The organism is Vibrio sp. V04_P4A5T148 (assembly GCF_963875605.1).
Lineage (GTDB): Bacteria > Pseudomonadota > Gammaproteobacteria > Enterobacterales > Vibrionaceae > Vibrio > Vibrio anguillarum.
Window position 1 is genome coordinate 1 of sequence record NZ_CAWNMS010000022.1, and the last position, 22,314, is coordinate 22,314.

Annotated in this window: 18 protein-coding genes; 10 read left to right on the plus strand and 8 right to left on the minus strand. The window is 43.9% G+C overall.

What is annotated here, in order from left to right; all coding sequences use genetic code 11:
* Positions 1 to 252 precede the first annotated feature (252 nt).
* From AACT18_RS02660 to phoU, 5 genes are all read left to right on the plus strand, one after another.
* Positions 253 to 1,275, plus strand: coding sequence for a substrate-binding domain-containing protein (locus AACT18_RS02660; protein ID WP_094125231.1), 1,023 nt, complete (start codon positions 253 to 255; stop codon positions 1,273 to 1,275).
* Between the two features lie 67 nt (positions 1,276 to 1,342).
* Positions 1,343 to 2,725, plus strand: coding sequence for a phosphate ABC transporter permease subunit PstC (gene pstC / locus AACT18_RS02665; protein ID WP_094125226.1), 1,383 nt, complete (start codon positions 1,343 to 1,345; stop codon positions 2,723 to 2,725).
* Between the two features lie 16 nt (positions 2,726 to 2,741).
* Entirely contained in the window at positions 2,742 to 4,112 is a 1,371-nt protein-coding gene (gene pstA / locus AACT18_RS02670; RefSeq protein ID WP_176428324.1) for a phosphate ABC transporter permease PstA, read from the plus strand.
* 98 nt (positions 4,113 to 4,210) lie between these two features.
* Positions 4,211 to 4,957 carry a phosphate ABC transporter ATP-binding protein PstB gene (gene pstB / locus AACT18_RS02675; protein WP_237666673.1) on the plus strand — a complete coding sequence of 249 codons (747 nt, stop codon included), beginning with the start codon at positions 4,211 to 4,213 and terminating at the stop codon, positions 4,955 to 4,957.
* Between the two features lie 21 nt (positions 4,958 to 4,978).
* On the plus strand, positions 4,979 to 5,731 hold the full coding sequence (phoU, locus tag AACT18_RS02680; RefSeq protein WP_017044462.1) for a phosphate signaling complex protein PhoU: 753 nt from the start codon (positions 4,979 to 4,981) through the stop codon (positions 5,729 to 5,731).
* Positions 5,732 to 5,829: 98 nt separating this feature from the next.
* Here phoU and arsB read toward each other — a convergent pair whose 3' ends face one another.
* Together arsB and AACT18_RS02690 are read right to left on the minus strand one after the other, a co-directional pair.
* Positions 5,830 to 6,924, minus strand: a complete 1,095-nt coding sequence (gene arsB, locus AACT18_RS02685; RefSeq protein ID WP_094125228.1) for an ACR3 family arsenite efflux transporter — start codon at positions 6,922 to 6,924, stop codon at positions 5,830 to 5,832.
* 83 nt (positions 6,925 to 7,007) lie between these two features.
* On the minus strand, positions 7,008 to 7,337 hold the full coding sequence (locus tag AACT18_RS02690) for a metalloregulator ArsR/SmtB family transcription factor (protein WP_017044464.1): 330 nt from the start codon (positions 7,335 to 7,337) through the stop codon (positions 7,008 to 7,010).
* Between the two features lie 284 nt (positions 7,338 to 7,621).
* On the opposite strand from AACT18_RS02690, the gene AACT18_RS02695 reads away from it, so the two are divergent.
* The 4 genes from AACT18_RS02695 (at position 7,622) to luxN (ending at position 14,002) form a co-directional block, all read left to right on the plus strand.
* Positions 7,622 to 9,112 carry a SulP family inorganic anion transporter gene (locus AACT18_RS02695; protein WP_017048956.1) on the plus strand — a complete coding sequence of 497 codons (1,491 nt, stop codon included), beginning with the start codon at positions 7,622 to 7,624 and terminating at the stop codon, positions 9,110 to 9,112.
* Between the two features lie 10 nt (positions 9,113 to 9,122).
* Positions 9,123 to 9,971 carry a universal stress protein gene (locus AACT18_RS02700; RefSeq protein ID WP_017046034.1) on the plus strand — a complete coding sequence of 283 codons (849 nt, stop codon included), beginning with the start codon at positions 9,123 to 9,125 and terminating at the stop codon, positions 9,969 to 9,971.
* A 262-nt stretch (positions 9,972 to 10,233) separates the two neighbouring features.
* Positions 10,234 to 11,430 carry an acyl-homoserine-lactone synthase gene (locus AACT18_RS02705; protein ID WP_094125229.1) on the plus strand — a complete coding sequence of 399 codons (1,197 nt, stop codon included), beginning with the start codon at positions 10,234 to 10,236 and terminating at the stop codon, positions 11,428 to 11,430.
* Positions 11,423 to 14,002, plus strand: a complete 2,580-nt coding sequence (gene luxN, locus AACT18_RS02710) for a quorum-sensing autoinducer 1 sensor kinase/phosphatase LuxN (protein WP_094144269.1) — start codon at positions 11,423 to 11,425, stop codon at positions 14,000 to 14,002. Before AACT18_RS02705 ends, luxN begins: the two co-directional genes overlap by 8 nt.
* Before the next feature lie 874 nt (positions 14,003 to 14,876).
* Here the strand turns inward: luxN and AACT18_RS02715 are convergent.
* The 4 genes from AACT18_RS02715 to AACT18_RS02735 all read right to left on the minus strand — a co-directional run bounded on the left by AACT18_RS02715 (position 14,877) and on the right by AACT18_RS02735 (position 19,094).
* Positions 14,877 to 15,209: a hypothetical protein gene (locus tag AACT18_RS02715; protein ID WP_017046104.1), complete on the minus strand. Its 333-nt coding sequence runs from the start codon at positions 15,207 to 15,209 to the stop codon at positions 14,877 to 14,879.
* Positions 15,210 to 15,212: 3 nt separating this feature from the next.
* Positions 15,213 to 16,151 carry a hypothetical protein gene (locus tag AACT18_RS02720; protein ID WP_094124122.1) on the minus strand — a complete coding sequence of 313 codons (939 nt, stop codon included), beginning with the start codon at positions 16,149 to 16,151 and terminating at the stop codon, positions 15,213 to 15,215.
* A 34-nt stretch (positions 16,152 to 16,185) separates the two neighbouring features.
* A complete protein-coding gene (locus AACT18_RS02725; RefSeq protein ID WP_094124121.1) occupies positions 16,186 to 17,256 on the minus strand; it encodes a DUF6765 family protein in 1,071 nt (356 codons plus the stop codon).
* Between the two features lie 794 nt (positions 17,257 to 18,050).
* The gene (locus AACT18_RS02735) at positions 18,051 to 19,094 is read right to left on the minus strand and encodes a GMP reductase (protein WP_064626434.1); all 1,044 of its coding nucleotides are present in this window, start codon (positions 19,092 to 19,094) and stop codon (positions 18,051 to 18,053) included.
* Between the two features lie 565 nt (positions 19,095 to 19,659).
* On the opposite strand from AACT18_RS02735, the gene AACT18_RS02740 reads away from it, so the two are divergent.
* Positions 19,660 to 20,661, plus strand: a complete 1,002-nt coding sequence (locus AACT18_RS02740; RefSeq protein ID WP_017046018.1) for a 2-hydroxyacid dehydrogenase — start codon at positions 19,660 to 19,662, stop codon at positions 20,659 to 20,661.
* A 78-nt stretch (positions 20,662 to 20,739) separates the two neighbouring features.
* Here the strand turns inward: AACT18_RS02740 and AACT18_RS02745 are convergent, their stop codons facing one another.
* Complete coding sequence (locus AACT18_RS02745) at positions 20,740 to 21,177, minus strand: PAS domain-containing protein (RefSeq protein WP_017046017.1); 438 nt, start codon at positions 21,175 to 21,177, stop codon at positions 20,740 to 20,742.
* Between the two features lie 2 nt (positions 21,178 to 21,179).
* A complete protein-coding gene (locus AACT18_RS02750) occupies positions 21,180 to 22,184 on the minus strand; it encodes a response regulator (protein WP_017046016.1) in 1,005 nt (334 codons plus the stop codon).
* Between the last annotated feature and the right edge of the window lie 130 nt (positions 22,185 to 22,314).

The window sequence follows — 22,314 nt, forward strand, 5'->3', positions numbered from 1 at the left end:
CAAATATTTCACACCGTTAAACATTCAATCACCCCATAATTACTGAATAAATAAATATATCCTGCTGATTTTTAATAAAAACAATCTACTTATAAAACAAAAAAAGCCCGACCAGTCATAAATTTGTCACATAAAGTCTATTTTATTGTCACATTGCCCTCTCAAAATTCACCTCAGCTAAACAATACAAAGCTGCTTACGGAAGACTTTTCAAAACAGTCTACGGTTATGAAATTTAATGAGGGAAATATTATGAAGTTCGGACGCAATGCGCTTTTGCTTGCTTCAACCATCGCAACCGCGATCTCTGCCCAAGCAATGGCACGTGATACGATCCAAATCGCTGGCTCTTCAACCGTTTTGCCATTTTCTTCTATCGTTGCAGAAGAGTTCGGCCAAACCTTCCCACAATTTAACACGCCAGTGGTCGGTTCAGGTGGTTCAAGTGGCGGTTTACGTCAGTTCTGTCAAGGTGTCGGTGTTAATACAATTGACATCGCCAACGCATCACGCGCAATTAAATCTTCTGAAGTTGAAAGCTGCCGCGCCAATGGTGTGACAGAAATCATTGAAGTCAAAGTCGGCTATGACGGCATCGTGTTCGCTTCTCGTTCCGACAGTGGCACTTTTGCCCTTAAGCCAGAGCATGTGTTTAAAGCGGGTGCAGCACAAATTCCACAGAACGGCAAAATGGTTTCAAACCCTTACACCAATTGGAAGCAAATTGACGCATCTCTTCCTGACCAAGAAATTCTGCTTGTGATCCCTGGCTCTAACCACGGCACGCGTGAAGTGTACGAAGAGAAAGTCGTTCACCCAGGTTGTGAGACTTTTGCCGAAGTCAAAGCGATGGACAAAAAAGCCAAAGGCAACTTCTGTAATGCGATTCGCACCGATGGCCGCGTAGTTGAAGTCGCTGGCGATTATACCGAAACCCTCGCTCGTCTTGATGCTCAGAAAAATGCACTTGGTGTATTTGGCCTAAGCTTCTACGACCAAAACCGTGACCGCTTGAAAGTGGCGACCGTTAACGGCGTGACACCAAGCTTAGATACCATTGGCAGCGGACAATACCCAGTTTCTCGACCACTGTTCTTCTACATCAAGAATGCTCATGTCGGTGTAGTACCGGGAATCCTCGAATACGCACAGTTTTTTGTGAGCGAACAAATGGGCGCAACGGGTAGCCAACTTGAAGCGGCAGGCCTTATCCCAATGGATGATAAAGAGCGCGCCCAGGTGTCGCAAAACATTAAAAATCGCAAACTCCTTTAAGGCTCTCTGATTAGCTTGGGCCAGTGTTTTCGGCTCAAGCTAACGCTTTAATAAGGTAAGAATAACAATGAATAATCTGATGCTGATGGTGGTACTACTGGCGGTAATGACACTGGCTTACCACTTAGGGCTGACGCGCAGTAAAAAAGTAGCATCAACCAATGCTGGAACTCAGCGTTTACACTCTCGCCCTGTTTATCACGGCATGCTAACCCTACTTTGGTGTGTGGTTCCTGCTTTGTTAATTTGGATCGTATGGAGCCTATGTTCTCCCATACTGATTCAGCAAATGGTAGTTGATAGCCTTCCTACGGATCTGCAGCCAACGGCCGTGGAGGGTGCTCACGTACTGATGAATAAACTGCATAATATCGCCAGCGGTTTCGCTGTACTCGATAGCTTTTCTCCTCAAGAAATTACCACCGCAGACTACTTAAAGCAGTTAGAACAACGCAGCTATTTATTACTCACTGGTTTGATGGCAACGGTTGCCGCGGCCGGATTAGTCTTCAGCACTCGACAAATTCGCCCTGATCTTCGCGCACGCAACACAGTCGAACGTGCACTGCATATACTGCTGATTCTGTGTTCTGGTGTGGCGATTTTAACCACGGTAGGCATTGTTCTTTCTATGGTTGGAGAAGCGTTACGTTTCTTTAGTTTTGTTAGCCCGAGCGAATTTTTCTTCGGTACGACTTGGAACCCACGTTTCTCAACCGTAGGAACAGAGAACCAAACCGGCTTTGGTATGTTGCCATTACTAGCAGGAACCTTTTTAATCGCGTTGATTGCCTTAATCGTCGCTATTCCTATTGGCCTGATGTGCGCCATTTATCTGGCTGAATATGCGCCAAGTCGCGTTCGCTCGATAGCCAAACCGATTATTGAAGTGCTCGCAGGCATTCCCACCATCGTCTACGGCTTTTTTGCTTTAATCACCGTAGGTCCCTTTCTGAGCGAATTGGGACAGTGGCTCCATATCGATATTCGTGCCACCTCCGCTCTAACAGCGGGGATTGTGATGGGCTTAATGGTGATTCCCTTTATTTCCTCTCTATCCGACGACATTCTTACTCAAGTGCCCAAAACACTAAGAGATGGCTCGCTTGGCCTTGGCGCAACCAAATCAGAGACCATTCGCAAAGTGGTTCTACCCGCCGCGCTACCCGGTGTCACTGGCGCTATTTTGCTCGCCGCCAGCCGTGCGATTGGTGAAACCATGATTGTGGTTCTCGCTGCCGGAAACAGCCCAGTATTGACCGCCAAACCATTCGAAGCAGTCTCTACCATGACGGTTACCATCGTCAACCAACTGACCGGCGATACCGATTTTGCTAGCCCACAATCCTTAGTGGCCTTTGCACTTGGTTTAACCCTGTTTGTGATCACGCTATGCCTTAATGTGATCGCGCTCGTTATCGTGCGTAAGTACCGCGAACAGTATGAGTAACACTATGGAAAACACCATGAGTACTTCTAACCTTTCAAAGGATAACATCTTAGCACGGCGTGACGAAACCAAGCAGCGCATTGCTCGCTCGCTGAAAAAACGTCACAACAGTGAACGCCGCTTTAGAGCTTTCGGTATTGGCGCGGTTGCCTTAGCGTTAAGTTTTGTGGCGATACTATTTACTTCGATTCTTTCCAAAGGCATTCCGGCATTTTGGCAAGCCACCGTGACATTAGATGTCTATTTTGACCCAGATGTGGTGAAAATTGATCCTAAGCCCATCCAGCAAAGCGATGAGAGCCCGGCACAATTCAGACAGCGCATGCTGACATGGCAAAGCAGTGTTGGCATGGTTAATTTCAACCGTATTATTGTCAACAGTTTGGCTAATGAAATCCCTGAAGTGACTCGCTACCAGCGTGATGCGATCAAATTGATCACCAGCGGCGAGCGTTTTGCTTTACGCGATATGATAGTCAATGATCCTTCACTGGTCGGCCAAACCTTACGTCTTGATTTACTGGCGGAAGCCAACGTCGATGTGTGGTTGAAAGGCAACATCGACCGTGACCTCCCCGACTCTCGTCAGCAGTTGAGTGCTCGTACCCGCGCATGGGCCGATGAGCTTGCTGAGCGTGGCGTTATCCAAAACAAGTTCAGTACTGCATTGTTTATGAACGTCGATTCTCGCAGCTCATTAGCTTCGGCTGGTTTGGCCGGCGCTTTTATGGGCTCGGTGTTTATGATGTTAATTGTGATGGTCTTAGCCGTTCCGATTGGCGTCGCATCAGCGATTTATCTGGAAGAGTTTGCACCCAAAAATAAACTCACCGATTTGATTGAAGTGAACATCAACAACCTGGCGGCAGTGCCCTCTATCGTGTTTGGTTTACTGGGGGCTTCAGTGTTTATTTTGTGGTTTAAGTTACCGCTTTCGGCACCATTTGTCGGCGGCTTGGTGCTAACCCTCATGACGTTGCCGACGGTGATCATTGCAACGCGTTCAACTCTAAAAGCCATTCCGCCATCCATTCGCCAAGCAGCTCTGGGTATCGGCGCGTCCAAAACTCAAGCCGTTTTCCATCACGTATTACCTTTGGCACTACCGGGCATTTTGACTGGGGCCATTTTGGGTATCGCCCAAGCATTAGGTGAAACTGCGCCACTGCTCTTGATTGGCATGAGCTCATTTGTCGCCAGCGTACCTGCGACACCGCTCGATCAATCAACCGCGCTACCAGTGCAGATTTTCCTCTGGCAAGGTAACGAACTGCGTAACTTTTTTGAAGCAAGAACGTCTGCTGCAATCACCGTATTGTTAGCATTAATGATTAGCTTAAACGCGCTGGCGATTTGGTTGCGTCGACGCTTTGAAACTCGGTGGTAATAAAGATGATAAGTGAAGCTATTATGAACAAACACTCCCTTGAGATACCACAGGTAAAGAGCACAGCTAAAGAAGCCGCCCAAGCCACACAAATTAAAATGGCCGCGCGTGATGTGAAAGTTTTCTATGGTGAAACCAAGGCGCTACACGGCATCAATATGGATATCATTGAGCATGAAGTGGTCGCCTTTATCGGCCCTTCAGGTTGCGGTAAATCGACCTTTTTACGCTGTTTAAATCGTATGAACGACACCATCGACACGGCTCGTGTTGAAGGTTCAGTTACCTTGGATGGGCAAGATATTTATCACCCTAGCTTAGATGTGGTGCAACTGCGCGCTCAAGTTGGCATGGTGTTCCAAAAGCCTAATCCTTTTCCAAAATCGATTTATGACAATATCGCCTATGGCCCTAAATTACATGGCCTAGTGGATAACAAATCCGATTTAGACGAAGTCGTCGAAACCAGCTTACGCCGCGCTGGCTTGTGGAAAGAAGTCAAAGATCGCTTATCAGCACCGGGCACCGGGCTATCTGGTGGGCAGCAACAGCGTTTGTGTATTGCTCGTGCGATTGCGGTTAACCCTGAAGTGATTTTGATGGATGAGCCTTGTTCGGCGCTTGACCCTATCGCGACCTCGATCATTGAAGATCTGATTGATGAGCTCAAAGGCAGCTACACCATTGCGATGGTGACACACAACATGCAGCAAGCGGCGCGCGTTTCAGATAAAACCGCCTTCTTCCACTTAGGTAACTTGGTTGAACTGAGCGAAACACGTGAGTTGTTCACCAACCCACGTGATAGCCGCACTGAAGATTACATTACTGGCCGTTTCGGTTAACGACTGTTTTAGGAGAACTTTATGACAACTCATGGTGTCGATGGGCACACCTCTCATAGCTACAATAGCGAAATGCGCTCTATTGTGGATAGCGTGGTGAATATGGGTGATTTAGTCATCGTACAGGTGCGGGACGCACTCGATGCGTTTATGACAGGCAATACCGAACTGGCCAAGCAAGTAATTGAACACGATCATAATATCAATTTGTTAGAACTGGCCATTGATCAACGCTGCATTGATATTTTAGTCAAACGCCAACCCGCAGCCCGCGATTTACGTGCGGTGTTTTCGATCATGAAAGCGATAATGGATCTTGAACGAATTGGCGATCAATCTAAACGGATCGCCCATGCTGTGTTGCGTTTAAAGGAGCACCATCCGGGTGACAAAGACTATTTTGATGGCATTGAATTACAAGAAGATGCGTTTGAAACAATTAACGCGAACGTGATCAATATGCTGCAAAAATCGATGAACGCTTTTCACGATCTCAATGCACACGATGCGCTAGAAGCAGCAATGTTAGATAAACAAATCGACAACAGCTACGGCGATATTTTGCGTCAAAATGATAAAGATATGCTGGTGCAAGGCACTCACTATCAAACCATTTTGGAGATCACGTGGATAGGTCGCGCGGTCGAACGGATTGGCGATCACGCGCGCAACGTTTGTGAGTACACGATTTATTTTGTCACTGGCTTAGATGTGCGCCACCAAAAAGATCAAGCGATTGCCGATCTTTTAGCGAGTCAGAAAACCCGTTCGTAATGATATTGCTCATTGGTAAAAAGGCTGCAAATTCGCAGCCTTTGATTTTTTTCGGAAGACCAATCCGGTGTTTAAATCCGTTACGTCCCCATTCTGCCTTAAGCATTATGCGGTTTATCACTAGGATGAATGGCATAATATTTCTTTTTCATGCGCAGCGCGACGTTGACCAAGGCAATCAACACCGGCACTTCAACCAAGGGCCCAATCACACCCGCAAATGCTTGATCGGAATTTAAACCGAACACAGCAATGGAGACCGCAATCGCCAGTTCAAAGTTGTTGCCTGATGAGGTAAAAGCAATTGAGGCATTTTGATCGTAAGGAATGCCCAGTTTTTTACCAATGAAAAAGCTGACAAAAAACATCACCAAGAAGTAAATCACCAAAGGTATCGCAACGCGTATCACGTCCATCGGCAGCTCAATGATCATCTCGCCTTTCAGGCTGAACATCAAAACTATCGTCGCTAGTAGTGCCACCAGCGTAATCGGTGAAATACGCGGAATAAACTCCTCGTTGTACCATTGCTCACCTTTCGCGGCCACCAACCATTTGCGGCTCAAAAAGCCAGCTAAAAATGGGATGCCTAAATAAATCAGTACACTTTCGGCGATATCGAGAATGGTAATATCAACTACAAAGCTCTCTAGCCCAAAATACGGCGGCAAAACAGTAATAAATAGCCACGCCATAAAACTGTAGGTGACGATTTGGAATGCGCTATTGAGCGCCACCAGCGCTGCGCCGTACTCTTTATTACCGCCACTAATATCATTCCATACCAGCACCATTGCGATACAGCGCGCCAGACCAATTAGGATCAGTCCGACCATATAACCCGGATAATCGCGTAAGAAAATGATCGCCAGCGCAAACATTAAAATAGGCCCGACAATCCAGTTCATCACTAAAGAGAGTGTGATGGCGCGTTTATCACGAGTCACTTCACCTAGCAGGCTGTAATTCACTTTTGCCAGCGGTGGATACATCATCAAAATCAAACCGATCGCCAGCGGAATATTGGTCGAACCGACCGACATATTTTCATTCCATTGCGCTACTTGCGGAAAGAAGACACCGATCGCTACCCCTAACCCCATCGCAAGGAAAATCCACAAGGTTAAATAACGATCGAGAAAACTCATTTTTTCTGCTGCAGAGGCTTCTGCGCAGACAGGTAATTCACTCATACATCACATCTCTCGGTAAGTCTAAAAGGGAGCCGCGCACAACTTTATACTTACAGCCATGGCGAAATAGCAACGCTAAAATTTCATTCACTTTGGCAAGATGGGTGAGCAATGCGCGTTAGCTCTTGCGCAATCAATGCAGCATTGTGGCTCAGCGTGATGTCCAATATCTGCACCATCCAACTTTCCAGCTCAGGATTAATTTGGTAGTACACCCACTTGCCGCGCCGCTCATCAATCACTAATTCATTTTTTCTCAGTTCTGCTAAATGGCGTGACACCTTAGGCTGACTTAATTGCAACGCATTCATTAAATCACACACACACAACTGCCCTTTGTGCTTCATCAACAGCAAGGATTTAAGCCTCGTCTCTTCAGACAAGGATTTATAAAAAGATAAACTGCGGCACATAAACAATACATATGGAATATCGAATGTGTTCAAGTGTAAGGAGCAAAAGAATAAAAGTCAAACACCAGAACTATCCTCGCGTACGACCGGCAGCGCTTGAAAAACAGCGTGATAACGCGACTGCAATACAAATAGTGATCGTTTGGTTGACCTACACCACATCAATGATTAGGATCACATTTTCAAAATCAACCAAGAGATGTTGCGAATGCTGCTTACGCCGCCCTAGATTGATCTTTACCTCTCACAACTCACCTTTTTATTTCATTTTTTAGAGATTAAGTATGCTACAAAATATTAAGCGCGATTGGTTTTCCAATGTGCGAGGGGATGTTCTAGCTGGCACTGTCGTTGCGTTAGCATTAGTTCCTGAGGCAATAGCCTTTTCTATCATCGCGGGTGTAGACCCTAAAATCGGCCTTTACGCTTCATTCAGTATTGCCGTGATCATTTCAATTGTCGGTGGACGTCCCGGCATGATCTCAGCAGCCACTGGTGCAATGGCGCTGTTGATGGTCACTTTAGTCAAAGAGCATGGCTTGCAATATCTACTGGCAGCCACTGTTTTGACCGGGGTTCTACAAATACTGGCCGGTTACCTCAAACTGGGCGATTTGATGCGTTTTGTATCACGTTCGGTCGTGACGGGGTTTGTGAACGCGCTGGCGATTCTGATTTTTATGGCGCAATTACCAGAGCTGACCAATGTAACATGGCATGTTTACGCCATGACACTCGGTGGGCTGGCGATTATCTACCTGTTCCCTTACGTTCCTGTGGTTGGCAAATTGCTACCTTCGCCATTAGTGTGCATTATCGCCTTAACTCTGATTGCTATCAGCTTTGGCATTGATATTCGCACTGTGGGCGATATGGGTGAATTACCAGATACTTTGCCGATATTTTTATGGCCAGATGTTCCGCTCAACCTTGAAACCTTATGGATTATATTTCCTTATTCAGCCGGATTGGCCGTTGTCGGTTTATTAGAATCAATGATGACAGCAACTATTGTTGATGATTTAACCGACACCAGCAGTGATAAAAATCGTGAATGTAAAGGCCAAGGTATCGCCAACATTGCCACCGGCTTTCTTGGAGGCATGGCTGGTTGTGCGATGATTGGTCAATCGATCATCAACATTAAATCTGGCGGACGCGGCAGGCTCTCTACTTTTTGCGCCGGTATTCTACTGATCATCATGGTGGTGTTTTTAAGTGATTGGCTCAAGCTCATCCCGATGGCGGCTTTAGTGGCGGTAATGATCATGGTTTCCATTGGAACCTTCTCTTGGAGTTCGGTAAAGGATCTCAAAACTCACCCACTTTCTACCAGCATCGTGATGATCGCGACCGTTGTTGTTGTGGTTGCAACCCATAACTTAGCGATCGGTGTCGGTGTCGGCGTGCTGCTTGCTTCTCTTTTCTTTGCTAACAAAATTGGCCGCTTCATGGTGGTTAAAAGTGAACTCTCTGAAAATGGAGAAGAGCGTACCTATCGTGTTGTTGGGCAAGTCTTCTTTGCTTCGTCAGATCAATTTATGAACGCGTTTGACTTCAAAGAGGTCTTAGAGCGTGTCACTATCGACCTCTCTGCAGCGCACTTTTGGGATATTACTTCGGTTTCTTCGCTAGATCGTGCTGTTATCAAATTCCGACGCGAAGGGACCGATGTAAACATCATCGGTATGAATGAAGCAACAGCAACGATTGTCGATAAATTCGGCGTGCATGGTAAGCCAGAAGAAGTTGAAAAGCTGATGGGCGGACATTAAGGAACAGATTATGACCAATATTATTGCTTGCATCGATGGATCGATTTATTCACAGTCGGTCGCCAATTTAAGCGTGTGGGCCGCCAAAAGCTTACAAGCACCGTTAACCTTACTGCACGTACTTGATAAAGCGGCCAATCAAACCGAAAGTGAGCTGTCTGGTAACATCGGTTTAGGCAGCCGAGAACAGCTACTGAAAGAGCTTATTGAACTAGACGAAAAGCGTTCTAAACTGGCCTTAAGGCACGGTAAAGCGTTACTCAATGAGCTAGAAACCAAAGCTCATGAACAAGGTTTACAAGATGTGCATAAACTGCAAAAGCACGGCAACCTGCTGGAGACTTTGCTTGATCTTGAAAACGAAATTCGTGTATTGGTGGTCGGTAAATCAGGTGAAGTGCACCAAAACGACGCCATGGCTGTTGGATCTCAATTAGAGAGTATCGTGCGTACAATGAAGTCGCACACCTTAGTGGCAACGGGTGATTTTACACCACCACAAAGCTATCTATTAGCCTTTGATGGCAGTGAAATTAGCCAAAAACTAGTGGATAAAGCCATTAAAACACCGCTGCTAAAAGGGCTGGAGTGCCATTTGGTGATGGTGGAAGATAACCACGATAAAGCGATCGCGTTTAAAGCTGCCGCCGAAAAATTGTGTGAACACGGTATTCACGTTGTGGAAGCGTGCTTATCTGGCGAAGTTCATAAGGCGATTCTTCAGTACCAACAACAAAACCAACTTGGCATGATCGTCATGGGCGCGTTTGGACACTCTAAACTTCGTCAGTTTTTTGTTGGCAGTAACACCACTCGGCTCTTAGCCGAATCAAGCGTACCGATGCTATTGATACGATAATAATTGATAAATTAACCATATAGATAAAGCCTTCTTCGGAAGGCTTTTATTATAAAACGCTGTTGTGGAGGGTAAGTGCAAGTAGTAAACTTGCTGCGGATATGCAACTGGTACTTAGGATGTTAGGTACAAATAAAATCGCGGTTACTGCTACTAACTGACGTGACGCCAAATACCCTCCTAAATCAAAGTCTCATTTACTGGAGCCTATCTAATAAAACTAATAAAAAATAATTAAATAAACCTAGGCTAGGTTAACTCTATGAAAATAATATCATCTTTAGGCTCACGGCTGACAAGCAGTCTGCCTATTGAAAAAAAACAGCGGGCTCTGGTAGAGTTCGTCATCAATACTTATCAACCACAGCAACGGGCTGATCTTTTCCGCGCCGTTACAGATCACCGCAAAAACCAATTACTCAACCTATTTCCTGAACATCACAATAAAAGCTTCTCAGTACTGTTTGAATTGATGGACTACCGAGAGCTCATCCGGCGCTATCCGAATACATTAGATGAAGAGATAGCACATCTTGAGCAAGCCGTCAGCGAGTGTTATTCGCATTGGCTAGATTTCTGGTGTGAATGCGAAATTGCGGCTATAAAAACACTATTCCCTATCGAAGCAGATGCTCCTCCTCGTATCGAACTGCCACTTAAAGACTGTGCTTACCGTGGTTTTTTGATCGACCAGATAGAGGATTCTGAACTTTGGGTCACAACGCCCAGTCACCCGCAAAAAGTGCCCATCAAAGATGCGATCACCTTGAGCAATCTTGAGCTATTTATTAAAGGCGAAAAGTGGTACGAGATGCTGCCTTTATTGTCCTTATCACAAAAAGGGAAGCACTTTGTTTTACTCAAGCATCCTAATAACGAAGCATCTCCCACACTGGTCGCTTCAATGTTGGTACAAGATTGGTCAGTAAATCAGACTTGGCTCAGCTATGTGCCACAGTTCAGTAATAAGCAGTGGCAGTTCTGCTTACCCGATCATAGTTACGATGTTTTGATGGAATTACAGCTTTTCAAACCAGCACTGTCGAAATGCGACTCTCTCCCAGAATTCGATCAGCAATTCCAGCTACAATTGGCTGATAAGCGAGCGGTCTGTGAAGTGCTGCGTTTAACCGTCAGTGGTAACGCTCAGCAAAAGCTCTATTTTCTCTATCTTGCTCAAAAAAAATTCATGCAAGTAATGCATCAGGTAGGATACAAAATCGGTTTCACCATTATCGAACAACCCTTCATGCTCAGTTTTTATCAAGCTATTAACCCGAAAGCGTACTTCCATTGTGGATATTGCGATCTGAATAACGACGGAGTAAAAACTTATCGTGGTTTCTGGAATTTCGAATCAATGAACCGCGTCTTCAGTAATGCCGATTTTCGTGACTATAAACATGCGGTTTCTCAAAGCAGAAAGTACGATTTAATCAAAAAGGAAGAGTATGCTTAATTTCAGCTTAGAGCCAATTCTCTATCCTAAGGCAATAACGCTTATCACAGCGGTAGCTATGGTACTAGTCTGGCTAACCTACTATTGTTATCGTCTTAAACAAAAAAATGAAGTGATCTGGGGGACACATCACCTACCCTACATAGCATATTCGATATGTATCGTTGCGTGGATCAGCAGTAATGCCTACTTTCATACTGATTTATTGCCTATTCTTGGAGCTTCATCGGCCGTATTTATGGCCAAACTTGCCAACCTCGCTTCTTTTTCTGCGTTTGCCTTTGCATGTTACTTTTCTTACCGACTATTACCCGATCAGCTCAAAAATAAGGTACGCTTATGGCAACAAACATTCTTTATTATCCTGACGTTTTATTCCCTTTATATTAATTTCCTTCCTGATTTGACCATAAAACATGTCGAGATTACGGGTCCCAGTCAGTTCGTTATCGAATTTGGTCCTCATACAAAGTATTTTTTTATTGGACTAATGAGCTTTCTTGCTCTTACTTTAGCCAACATAGTCGCCTTACGAGCCAACAGCAGTAAACTCATATTGACTAAAACCAATTATATGATTGCAGGAATCTTGGTATTCATGCTTTCAACACTCGTAATGCAAGTCGCAATGCCTTTTTTCCTTCAAAACTTTTCACTCACTTGGCTGCCTCCGGCACTCTCCATCAGCGAAATGATGTTTGTTGGCTATGCTCTTATCACTTCACGCTTCTACAGTGTGAAATACCTTGCTTACCTGTGTCTCAATACTGCGTTAGTATGTGGGGTTTTATTCATACCGCTCGGCGCGATCTTCATCCCTCTCACCGACAGCAACCAATGGCTGATTGCAATACCACTCTGTGCACTTATTGGTATTACTTGGAATCCACTCTACAAACGCTTGAGCCGTTACGCCTCTTTACTGATTTACGGCAATCAGCAGACTCCTGTAGAGCAAATTCTCGCTTTGGAAGACGATTTCAAGCGGTCAATTGATGATGCGATGCGCCGTTTAGGCCAGTTATTGTACATCGCCGATGATAAGCTGCAGTTCGTTAATAGTAACTATAACGAAACCGTCTACGAACGTTACCTTTCATCCAAACAAACCGCACTAGTGTTTGATGAATTGTTTGAAAAATTAGACAACAAAACCGCGGCAAAAAACTCGATCAAAGCCCTCTATGACAAAATGAGCTCAAACAATACAGCGTTGGTTATGCCGCTGTTTGGCCACAGCAAATTGGTCACACATTTATTAATCTCGCCACACAAAATCAATAACCAGATGTTTTCTAATGAAGAAATCGCTGCACTTCAAACCTTGCTAACACGAATACAAAGTATTATTGAAGCGGATAGACGTGTCTGCCAAAGTCGCGCATTAGCGAATTCAATTGCGCATGAAATGCGTAACCCGCTCGCTCAAGTACAATTACATTTTGAAATTTTAAAGCAACATATTGATAGTCAAGCGCCCGCACAACAAATTAAACAGGATATTGAGAACGGCCAAGCGGCTATTCAACGTGGGCGGCAGTTGATTGATATTATCTTGCGCGAGGTCAGCGATAGTTCACCTGAACACGAACCGATTACGATGACGTCGATCCACAAAGCCGTTGATCAGGCGGTCAGTCAATATGGCTTTGAGAACGAGAAAGTAATTGAGCGAATTCACTTACCACAACAAGATGACTTCGTAGCAAAACTTAATGAAACCTTATTCAACTTTGTTATTTTCAACTTGATTCGTAACGCAATTTATTATTTTGATTCCTACCCAAATAGCCAAATTGAGATCACAACTCAAATCGGTACTTATGAAAATATTTTAATCTTCAGAGATACAGGCCCGGGGATTGACGACGCCATTTCTTATAAGATTTTCGATGACTTTTTCTCTTATCAAAAAAGCGGAGGCAGCGGTCTGGGGCTCGGCTATTGCCAGCGTGTCATGCGCTCTTTTGGCGGCCGAGTTGAATGCAAATCGAAACTGGGGGAGTTTACTGAATTCCACTTATACTTTCCTATGGTACCCAATGCTCCCCAAGCCGACTCGCTTCGTACTCCTGATTTCAAAAGTTGGCAACAACCTAAACCTAATACAGAGCAAAGAACCGTTGACGATATACAACCAATCGATAAGTCATTTCTAATCAATAACAAAGCACCCACTGTGCTCATCGTTGACGATAAAGAAGTACAACGCTCACTAGTTCAAATGTATCTGAACCAACTTGGTGTTAACAACTTGCAGGCAAACAACGGTGAAAATGCAGTAGAAATCTTTAAAGCGAATTCCATCGATTTGATCTTGATGGATATTCAAATGCCAGTTATGAATGGTTTTGAAGCCAGCCAAATCATTAAGGCGCATTCTCCGCAGATTCCGATCATTGCGCTGTCAGGTGAATCTGGCGAACGTGAGCTAGAAATGATTAGCAAGCTGATGGACGGTCGTTTAGAGAAACCGACGTCATTAAATGCGTTACAGCAAGTAATCAGCCATTGGTTAAATAAAGACGTTGTACCCAATGCTCATACAGCAAAGAGTGGAACGGTTATTTGACGTAATTGAAGACACCAACATCCAGAGAAAAACTCAGCCAGTACCAAAACCATTTCGGTGCTGGCTGATATTTTAAACTGCATAATCTATTATAAACCGTCTACTACCTACACTCGCCAAGCCTTGACCTGAGTTATCCCAAGTGGTTCTAGCTGAATATCTAATGAACCCATGCAAGTTATACATGCAACAATTACATATACACCTTGTTGCAAATCTAATTTCATGAACGACAGGGTTGAGCACCTCACCTTTTCAGTCTATTGTTTGTAGCGAAAGACAGGTTCGACTTAAACAGCACCTTTGCTTGCACACTTTTAGCCGCCTATTTTTGGCGGCTTTTTTCTTGCTAGGCAATTATTTTCTTTTTAACAGCGCGATACACTCTTCGTAGTGAGGGGCATAATTAATCAGAGCCGCAAAAGCGGCTCTGATTAATTATGGTTGCATCAACAACCATAAAGTGATATTTCATAATTATTTATAATCAGTAACTTAACCACAAAACAACCATATATTGATATCAACCAAAACAACCATAAGTTGATATTTTTGTGATACGCAGTATCGAGACCAAATTTTTATGTAGGAAACTTTCTTACAGAGAAATACCCCTACATCCCCTCTCCTCACCGACAAATTCAGCCGCTAGTTAACATATGACAAAGTTGCTTGGTAATTAAGGTACGACAGAATCGCTCGATGATCACAAAGTCTTGACCATCCGCTGAAACACGTTTCTGGACAGAACTTTCTCAGCGATTTGACTAAATTAGCATTTAATTAAATACACAAAGTATTGCAAAACCTCTAATTGAGTGGCTAATTAAATCCATCCACTACATAGGTGTTAAGATGCAAAAAACGAAAACGCTTATAAGAATTTAGCCAACTGTACTAATACCTTATCGATTGCATTAGCTACCTGAGCTAGCACTTTAACCTTGTCTTCCGCGCTCTTTAAAGCTTCCTTCGCTCCTTTCGCTTGATTGATAAGCTCCTTAAGACTTCCTTGTCCTTTAGCGAGTGTGACCGAATTGTTTTCTAGTATGACCACATTGTAGGCATAAATTTGGTCACCCAGTTGTTCGCATTGTAGTAACAACGGCTCATCTTCTGGATCTAACATGACGGAGTCAAGGTAGCTTTGAAGTTCGTCATACATACTTTCCAATTCAGCGTATACAGTGTTGTGGCTATGGTCCATTAGTTAGTCCTCTAGGCTATCGCGAAACTCTTTGATCGCATCGATCTGTGTCTTAGTAGATTTGAGCGCTTTCTTGGCCGCGTCCTTCGTTAAGTCGTCATCATTTTTTAAAGATATGACTATCGATTGGTTCAACTTTTGAATATCCACTAAGGCACGTTCAAGTTTTGCAAACTTCGCATCTAGCTCGTTTATACGTACTCTGATCTCATAAGCTTTCTTGTAAGCATCAGCTCGCTCTTCAAGTGAATGATAGAACGTCACACAGCGTATGTTGTCACTGGTTTCACAGCGATTGGGGTTGTTGAGTAGATACAGGCGAATACGCAGTTCTTTTTCCAAAGAAATCCTTGTCGCTTTCTTCCAAGAGTCCAATTCACCCTCTAATGATTTAAATGCGCTTTGAACTATATTCTCTGAATCAATGACGATTTTCTTTAATAGGTCATAACGCTTTTTCTCCGTATAAGCACGCGCGATTGCATTCACGCTAGTTGAGAGTAATTCAACGTCGTTTACATCAATCTCTCCGACTTGGGGCATCCGGGATAGAGATACCAACGACGAATTTAGCTTCTCCGAGTATTTATCCAGAGCTTCGCTTCTATCGTCGGTCGCAAGCAGATAAATACTCTGGGAAAATGTATTCAAGTTTTTGAGTAGAGCCTCTTGACCGGCATTGTTGATGGTAGAAATATTTAGGTCTGAGCCAGTGACACCATCCCGTGTTGCTTTCATCAGTTCAGCGTTAATGCGCGCGTCATCGGCAGATTCATATACAGCGATTAGCGCGTCTTGAACTTCTGTAGATTGCTTGGCGTACTCTCCCACCATTGTAATCGATTCATTCGATGCACAGCCACTAAGGCCTATCACTACCAGCGAAGCCGTTGTGATAAACCTCAACCTTGTAACAGCGGAGACTTTAAACCATTTAGTCATGTATTTTCCCTTTTACTATTAAGGAGTGGACGCACTAAGCGATACAAATCCCGTACTTAGGTAGGACATCTCTGATCACTTCTATGCGATAGGTTTTGAGCGCATCATGAAAGAGTTTCCAGTCTGAATTTAAAAAGGATGACGAGTAGCGATAAACAAATTTACCGTCTTGTGTAAAACCTTGCCCCCTCGCCTGTTGCTTCCAACTGTTCTCTCCATCCTTGTCAAACGACAAATCGACTGCAGCAAAGCCAAATTTTCCTTCTCGCAGCCACTCAAGCCACTTGGTATGGCGAGCTTCACCATCTTCATCATCTATGGTTGTTAAAGCGTGTTCTATTAAAGAGCGCTGCTGCGTGGTCAAACCTGGTTGATTATCGATATTGATCTCGGCGTCACCATGTTTCCAACATTGCAATGCTTTGCACATCGCATCCGCGGCTTGTAGAAATATCAAGGTATTGTCTCTTACTACGTGTTCCCCTTCTCCATTTAGATAATTCCAAGAAGTGTAAGGTCTATCAGGAAAAGATAGGGCCGCACCATGGCCAAGAGGAGAAGCAGCAGATACCCCACCACTAAACAAATCATCTTTAATTCGTTGTAACAGAGAGCTGGAGGACGATTCGAGGTTATCTACTTTGTTGTAGTCGTGGATCACCCCAGCAAAACCTTGATGGGCGAAAGTATCTGCATAAACATGCATGGCAATCCCCATCAGATGAACGCCGTAGGGCTTATACCAATGTGTTGCCACCATTCTCAGCATATCTCTTGCAACAGCGCTGTCTGGTTTGCAAACTAGCCGATGTATAAACCTTCCATCTGGTTTAACGTTTGAAGGAAAGCCTTGGTTGCCTGGAAGAAAGTGAAATGGTATCCATACCTTATGATTTGCAAGCTCTTGCGTGTTTCGATAGTCGAGCATTTTGTGAGCAGATACAATACGGTCGTACATCGCACCATTATCAAAATGGATTGGCTTATCATTTGTGGCCTCATCTACATATTGAGCCGAATACGCTACTTTTTCAGCGTCGGTATGCTCAATCCCCGCATACCGAGCGATAACGTAAGTTAGAGTATGATGTCCATCTATTTGCATTCGGGCCTCCATTGGCATGACTATTACATTAAGCATGCTGCAGCGAATAGAGTCACAACCGCCGAATGGCTAAACAGTATCAATCTCGGCTTACTTGCGTTTTTTGAACGGTCTGTTTGTCACTGCATACTGAATATGAAACTCTGGAAATATAACAATACTGAAGTCGAATTCATATGAGAAATAAATATGTAAACGAGGTGGGTCACAAATAGTTATGTACTTTAATCAAATGTTTGATCGAAGTAGGCTAGCGCTAGAAAAATAATTTTCCTAGAACGTAACCGTGATGGGGAAATGTTTAACAAGTAACGTTCTGGAATATAGGAAACAATATCATTCGATAATATCAACAGAGGCAATACAGGAGCTTTTCGCCAATCACACATTATTAACTGACTCGAAATTGGACAAAAATGTTTTAGAACTGATTGCTCTATAGCATTTCTGTCAGTTTAAAATCAAAATGATAGCAGGCGTCACACTCTAGAGTAGATTCTACCGTAATCCTCTTACCCATCTTTACACTGACATAACGATGAATATTTTTTCCACGAGATTTCGTTAGGTTACGAGCGGGAGTATGGAATGCATACTCTAAAGCAGAAGTCGTAATTGCTGAGGGCGCAGGTAAGCTTGTCATGAAATTGCCTCTTCACGATTTTGTCGTAAACTTACATAAGTCTAGACTATGAAGAGGCAATATCAAATTATGGTTGTGATAATTATCAAGATATGGTTGTAATTATCACTTTATGGTTGTTTCAACAATTATAGTTGTTAAAACTATTGATTTACTCACGGCCAAACACGTTATTTTCTTGCTCTTGTACGCGGATAAATGTGGTGCGCTTAGTTAACTCTTTTAACTTAGCTGCACCGACATAAGTACAAGTTGAACGCACACCACCAAGAATGTCAGAGATGGTGTCGTGAACGCTGCCACGGAAAGGTAGCAATACAGTTTTGCCTTCCGCTGCGCGGTATTTTGCAACGCCGCCAGAGTGCTTCGCCATTGCAGACTGTGACGACATGCCGTAGAACTTCATGTAGCTCACGCCCTCTTTTTCAAACACTTCGCCGCCAGACTCTTCATGGCCTGCAAGCATGCCACCAAGCATGACAAAATCAGCGCCACCACCAAAGGCTTTAGAAACGTCACCTGCGCATGTGCAGCCACCATCACCAATGATACACCCGCCTAATCCATGCGCCGCATCGGCACATTCAATAATGGCTGAAAGCTGAGGATAACCAACACCTGTTTTCACGCGAGTGGTACAAACCGAGCCCGGGCCGATACCAACTTTTACGATATCCGCACCCGCAAGGATTAGCTCTTCGCACATGTCTCCGGTGACAACATTACCAGCTGAGATCACTTTATCTGGAAATTGTGCACGCACGCGTTGTACGTAATCGACCAAGTGCTCAGAGTAGCCGTTAGCAATATCAACACAGATGAAAATCAGATCGTCACTAAGCGCCATGATGTCTTTGGTTTTTTGAAAATCAGCATCAGATGTACCTGTAGAAACCATCACATGCTTAAGTGTTGATGTATCGGCGTTTTTAACAAACTCAGCCCAATCAGCTACTGAGTAATGTTTATGAACCGCTGTCATTACATCATGTTCAGCAAGTGACTTCGCCATAGCAAAACTGCCTACCGAGTCCATATTCGCCGCAATAACAGGCACGCCGGACCATTGACGCCCACTATGCTTGAATGTAAAATCGCGCGTTAAATTTACTTGAGAACGGCTTTTTAGTGTTGAACGCTTAGGGCGAAACAGGACATCTTTAAAACCTAACTTAAGTTCTTGTTCGATACGCATTATGTAATTCCTTGATTAATTGACCATTTGTGTCTCTTTTGCAGAGTGCGTAGTACCTTCGTTGGCAGACGTCAGTACATTTTGGACACAAAAAAACCGGAGCGTTGGCAGACGCTCCGGTTTTCAGCATTATAGGCCCGGATTTCTTATCAGCAAGTCTGATATTTGCATTTTTTTTGTGGTACTATCTCGAAACTTTCATATCCGACACTTCTCAAGCTTGTCTCTCTCAAATACTCATCGTGTAAATTTTTATTTTTCAATACGTTATTAAAGAACGCATCATTTTAGCGAAAGCTTTCATACTATAAGCAAACGTTACCTTGTTCAGCATTGCGCCGAAAATGTGAGAAAAATCACACTCACAAAAGAGGTGACTCAGACATTTCTATCGGCGATTTTTACAGATTGTGGTGAATTTTTATCATTAATCCGTCCGTTTTCGATTTTAGTGACATCACACCGCAACTCCTACCAGCCCAAAGACATAGTTATTTTGTGGTTTATTTTCTGTGATATTAGGCGTATTTATAGTGAAAATTATAAGTCTAATTAGGAAGAGAACATGATCAACATTGCATTTTTCAGCGCAAAATCTTATGACGCGAGTTCTTTCTCAGAGGTCAGTGATACAAAGATCTTCTCGCTGCACTTTCACGATTTTCGACTCACCCCAGCCACAGCTAAAATGGCCCAAGGATGCACTGTGGTGTGTGCCTTTGTGAATGACGACTTAAGTCGTCCAGTATTGAGCCAATTGTATGAAAATGGGACGAGGCTTATCGCAATGCGCTGTGCCGGATTTGATAAAGTCGATCTCGATGCCGCAAAAGAGCTGGGTATTCAAGTGGTGCGAGTGCCTGCATATTCACCAGAATCGGTGGCAGAGCACACGGTAGGAATGATGATGTGTTTGAATCGCCGCTTTCACAAGGCGTACCAACGTACCCGAGACGCTAACTTCTCATTAGAGGGGTTGGTCGGGTTTAACTTCTTCGGTAAAACCGCGGGAGTTGTTGGCACAGGAAAAATTGGTATTGCCACAATGCGTATTTTGAAAGGGTTGGGAATGAAGGTACTGTGCTTCGACCCTTATCAGAACCCTCTGGCGATTGAACTCGGTGCAACTTACTGCAGCCTTGAGGAAATCTACCAACAAAGTGATGTGATTACGCTTCACTGCCCAATGTCGCCAGAGAACTACCATTTACTCAACAGCCACGCATTTTCCCAAATGAAAGATGGCGTGATGATTGTAAACACCAGCCGAGGTGAATTACTCGACTCAGTTGCAGCAATTGAAGCACTGAAACAAGGTCGTATCGGCGCTCTTGGTTTAGATGTTTACGACAATGAAAAGGATCTTTTCTTCCAAGATAAGTCGAATGATGTGATTGTCGATGATGTATTCAGACGCCTATCGGCTTGCCACAATGTACTATTTACAGGACATCAAGCCTTTTTGACTGAAGATGCACTACACAATATCGCTCAGACAACTTTGGATAACATTCGTGCCTTTGCAAACAATCAACGTTGCGGAAATGAGCTTGTAACGCTTGATTAATTGAACCCATCACTAACATGAAGCCTCCTTGATGAAACACCAAAAGGAGGCTTCGAAATCATTAACACCCTGATTCTATCAACGTATTTGTAAAGAGGCTAACGCTTCAGATGTGGCATCCTGTATTGATAAAAACAATGAGTTAATTTTACCCGTCGTGGTTCGCATCGGGTTTAAAGTAATGCTTTGGTACATATAATCGGCTTGCTGAGTGACAGGGCGAACATTACGACATTTGAAGAGATATGGGCGCTGCTGCCAAGTAATAAAACTACGACAACCTAAGTCATACACAGGTTTAGTTTTGAGCTTAAACCACTCTTGGGGGATTTCAGGAAACAGTTCAAAAATGGTTTTACCAATCGCATCGTGCCCTTGAATACCGCTGTGGTGTGTCATGAATCCATTCCACACTTGCACTTCGTAATCACGATTAATCACGATCAGCCCCATATCGACATTCTGCACCATATCCACCATCCAGTGGAACTGTTCAAATTCTGCAGGGAGATTCATCGTTAAAAATCCTCCATCAAGTACGCTAATTTACTGTCTAGCAACGGAAGAGACTCATCGACAAACATAAAGAGCAAGTCACAGCGAATCGTCGTTTGATCAATGTTGTAGCTCACTTCAAACGTCATCGTTTTTTTAAATGATCCAGCGGTTGAATTGATCACAGAGTCAATGGAGATGTGTTGCCCAAGCAATACTGGAGAGCTTTGAAAAAAACGCACCTCCGATTGCTCGCCTAATCCATTCAGAAAAGAACCAACTAATATGTTTGATACATCCATTAACAGTTCTAATTCTTCAAGCTCTTCACTGTCTGCTGGCACTTTCATTAATTTTTTCAGGTCAGAAACACTGGAATCACTCAAGAGCACCAGTGCTTCACCTGCAATGCCTTCACCGCTAAAGCCTTGGCATACACCAGAAACTTGATCATTTTCCGCCAAGTCACGAAGTGCCATATGTAGCTCACTCACTTCAAAAATATTGACGTTTGGTAGCGGTAAATGAACAAATACATCAAAGTGCCGCGCCAGAGCATCAGCTGCTCGACCAATCGAAACGTTCGCAACTTCCATATAGATGTCACGACGTTTTAAGATAGGTAGTTCAACAGAGATAGGCGTAACGATACGAGGCTGTGTTGGCGGTTCGACTAACTCTCGTAGTACGCTATTTAACACGTCCTTATCAATCGGCTTTTGAATAAAAGCACGCGCCCCTAACGCCAATACTCGCTCTTTCGCTTTCGGCTGTATATCACCAGAAACAACAACAACAGGCGTTGTCATCCCTCTGCGTTGCATCTCTTCTAGCGTTCCGTAGCCGTCCAGTTCAGGCATAGTTAAATCGAGGAACATTAATTTAAAATCATGCTCTTCAAGATTTTTGATGCCATCTAAACCATGGACTGCGAAAGTAATATCGGCGTTTAGAGAGGCGGGAAGTGAACGAGCCATCTGCTTCCGAGCCAGTGCAGAGTCATCACAGATGAGTACGGGGAAAGACATGTAATCACCTTCTATTTATTAATTCGATAAATAGAGTGTATACCTAAACCTCGCGTAGATGCGAGTTGCGCAAAAAATTAATTAAAAAGTTTTAGGGATTATAAAAGGCTACACACTCAAGCGAAACATC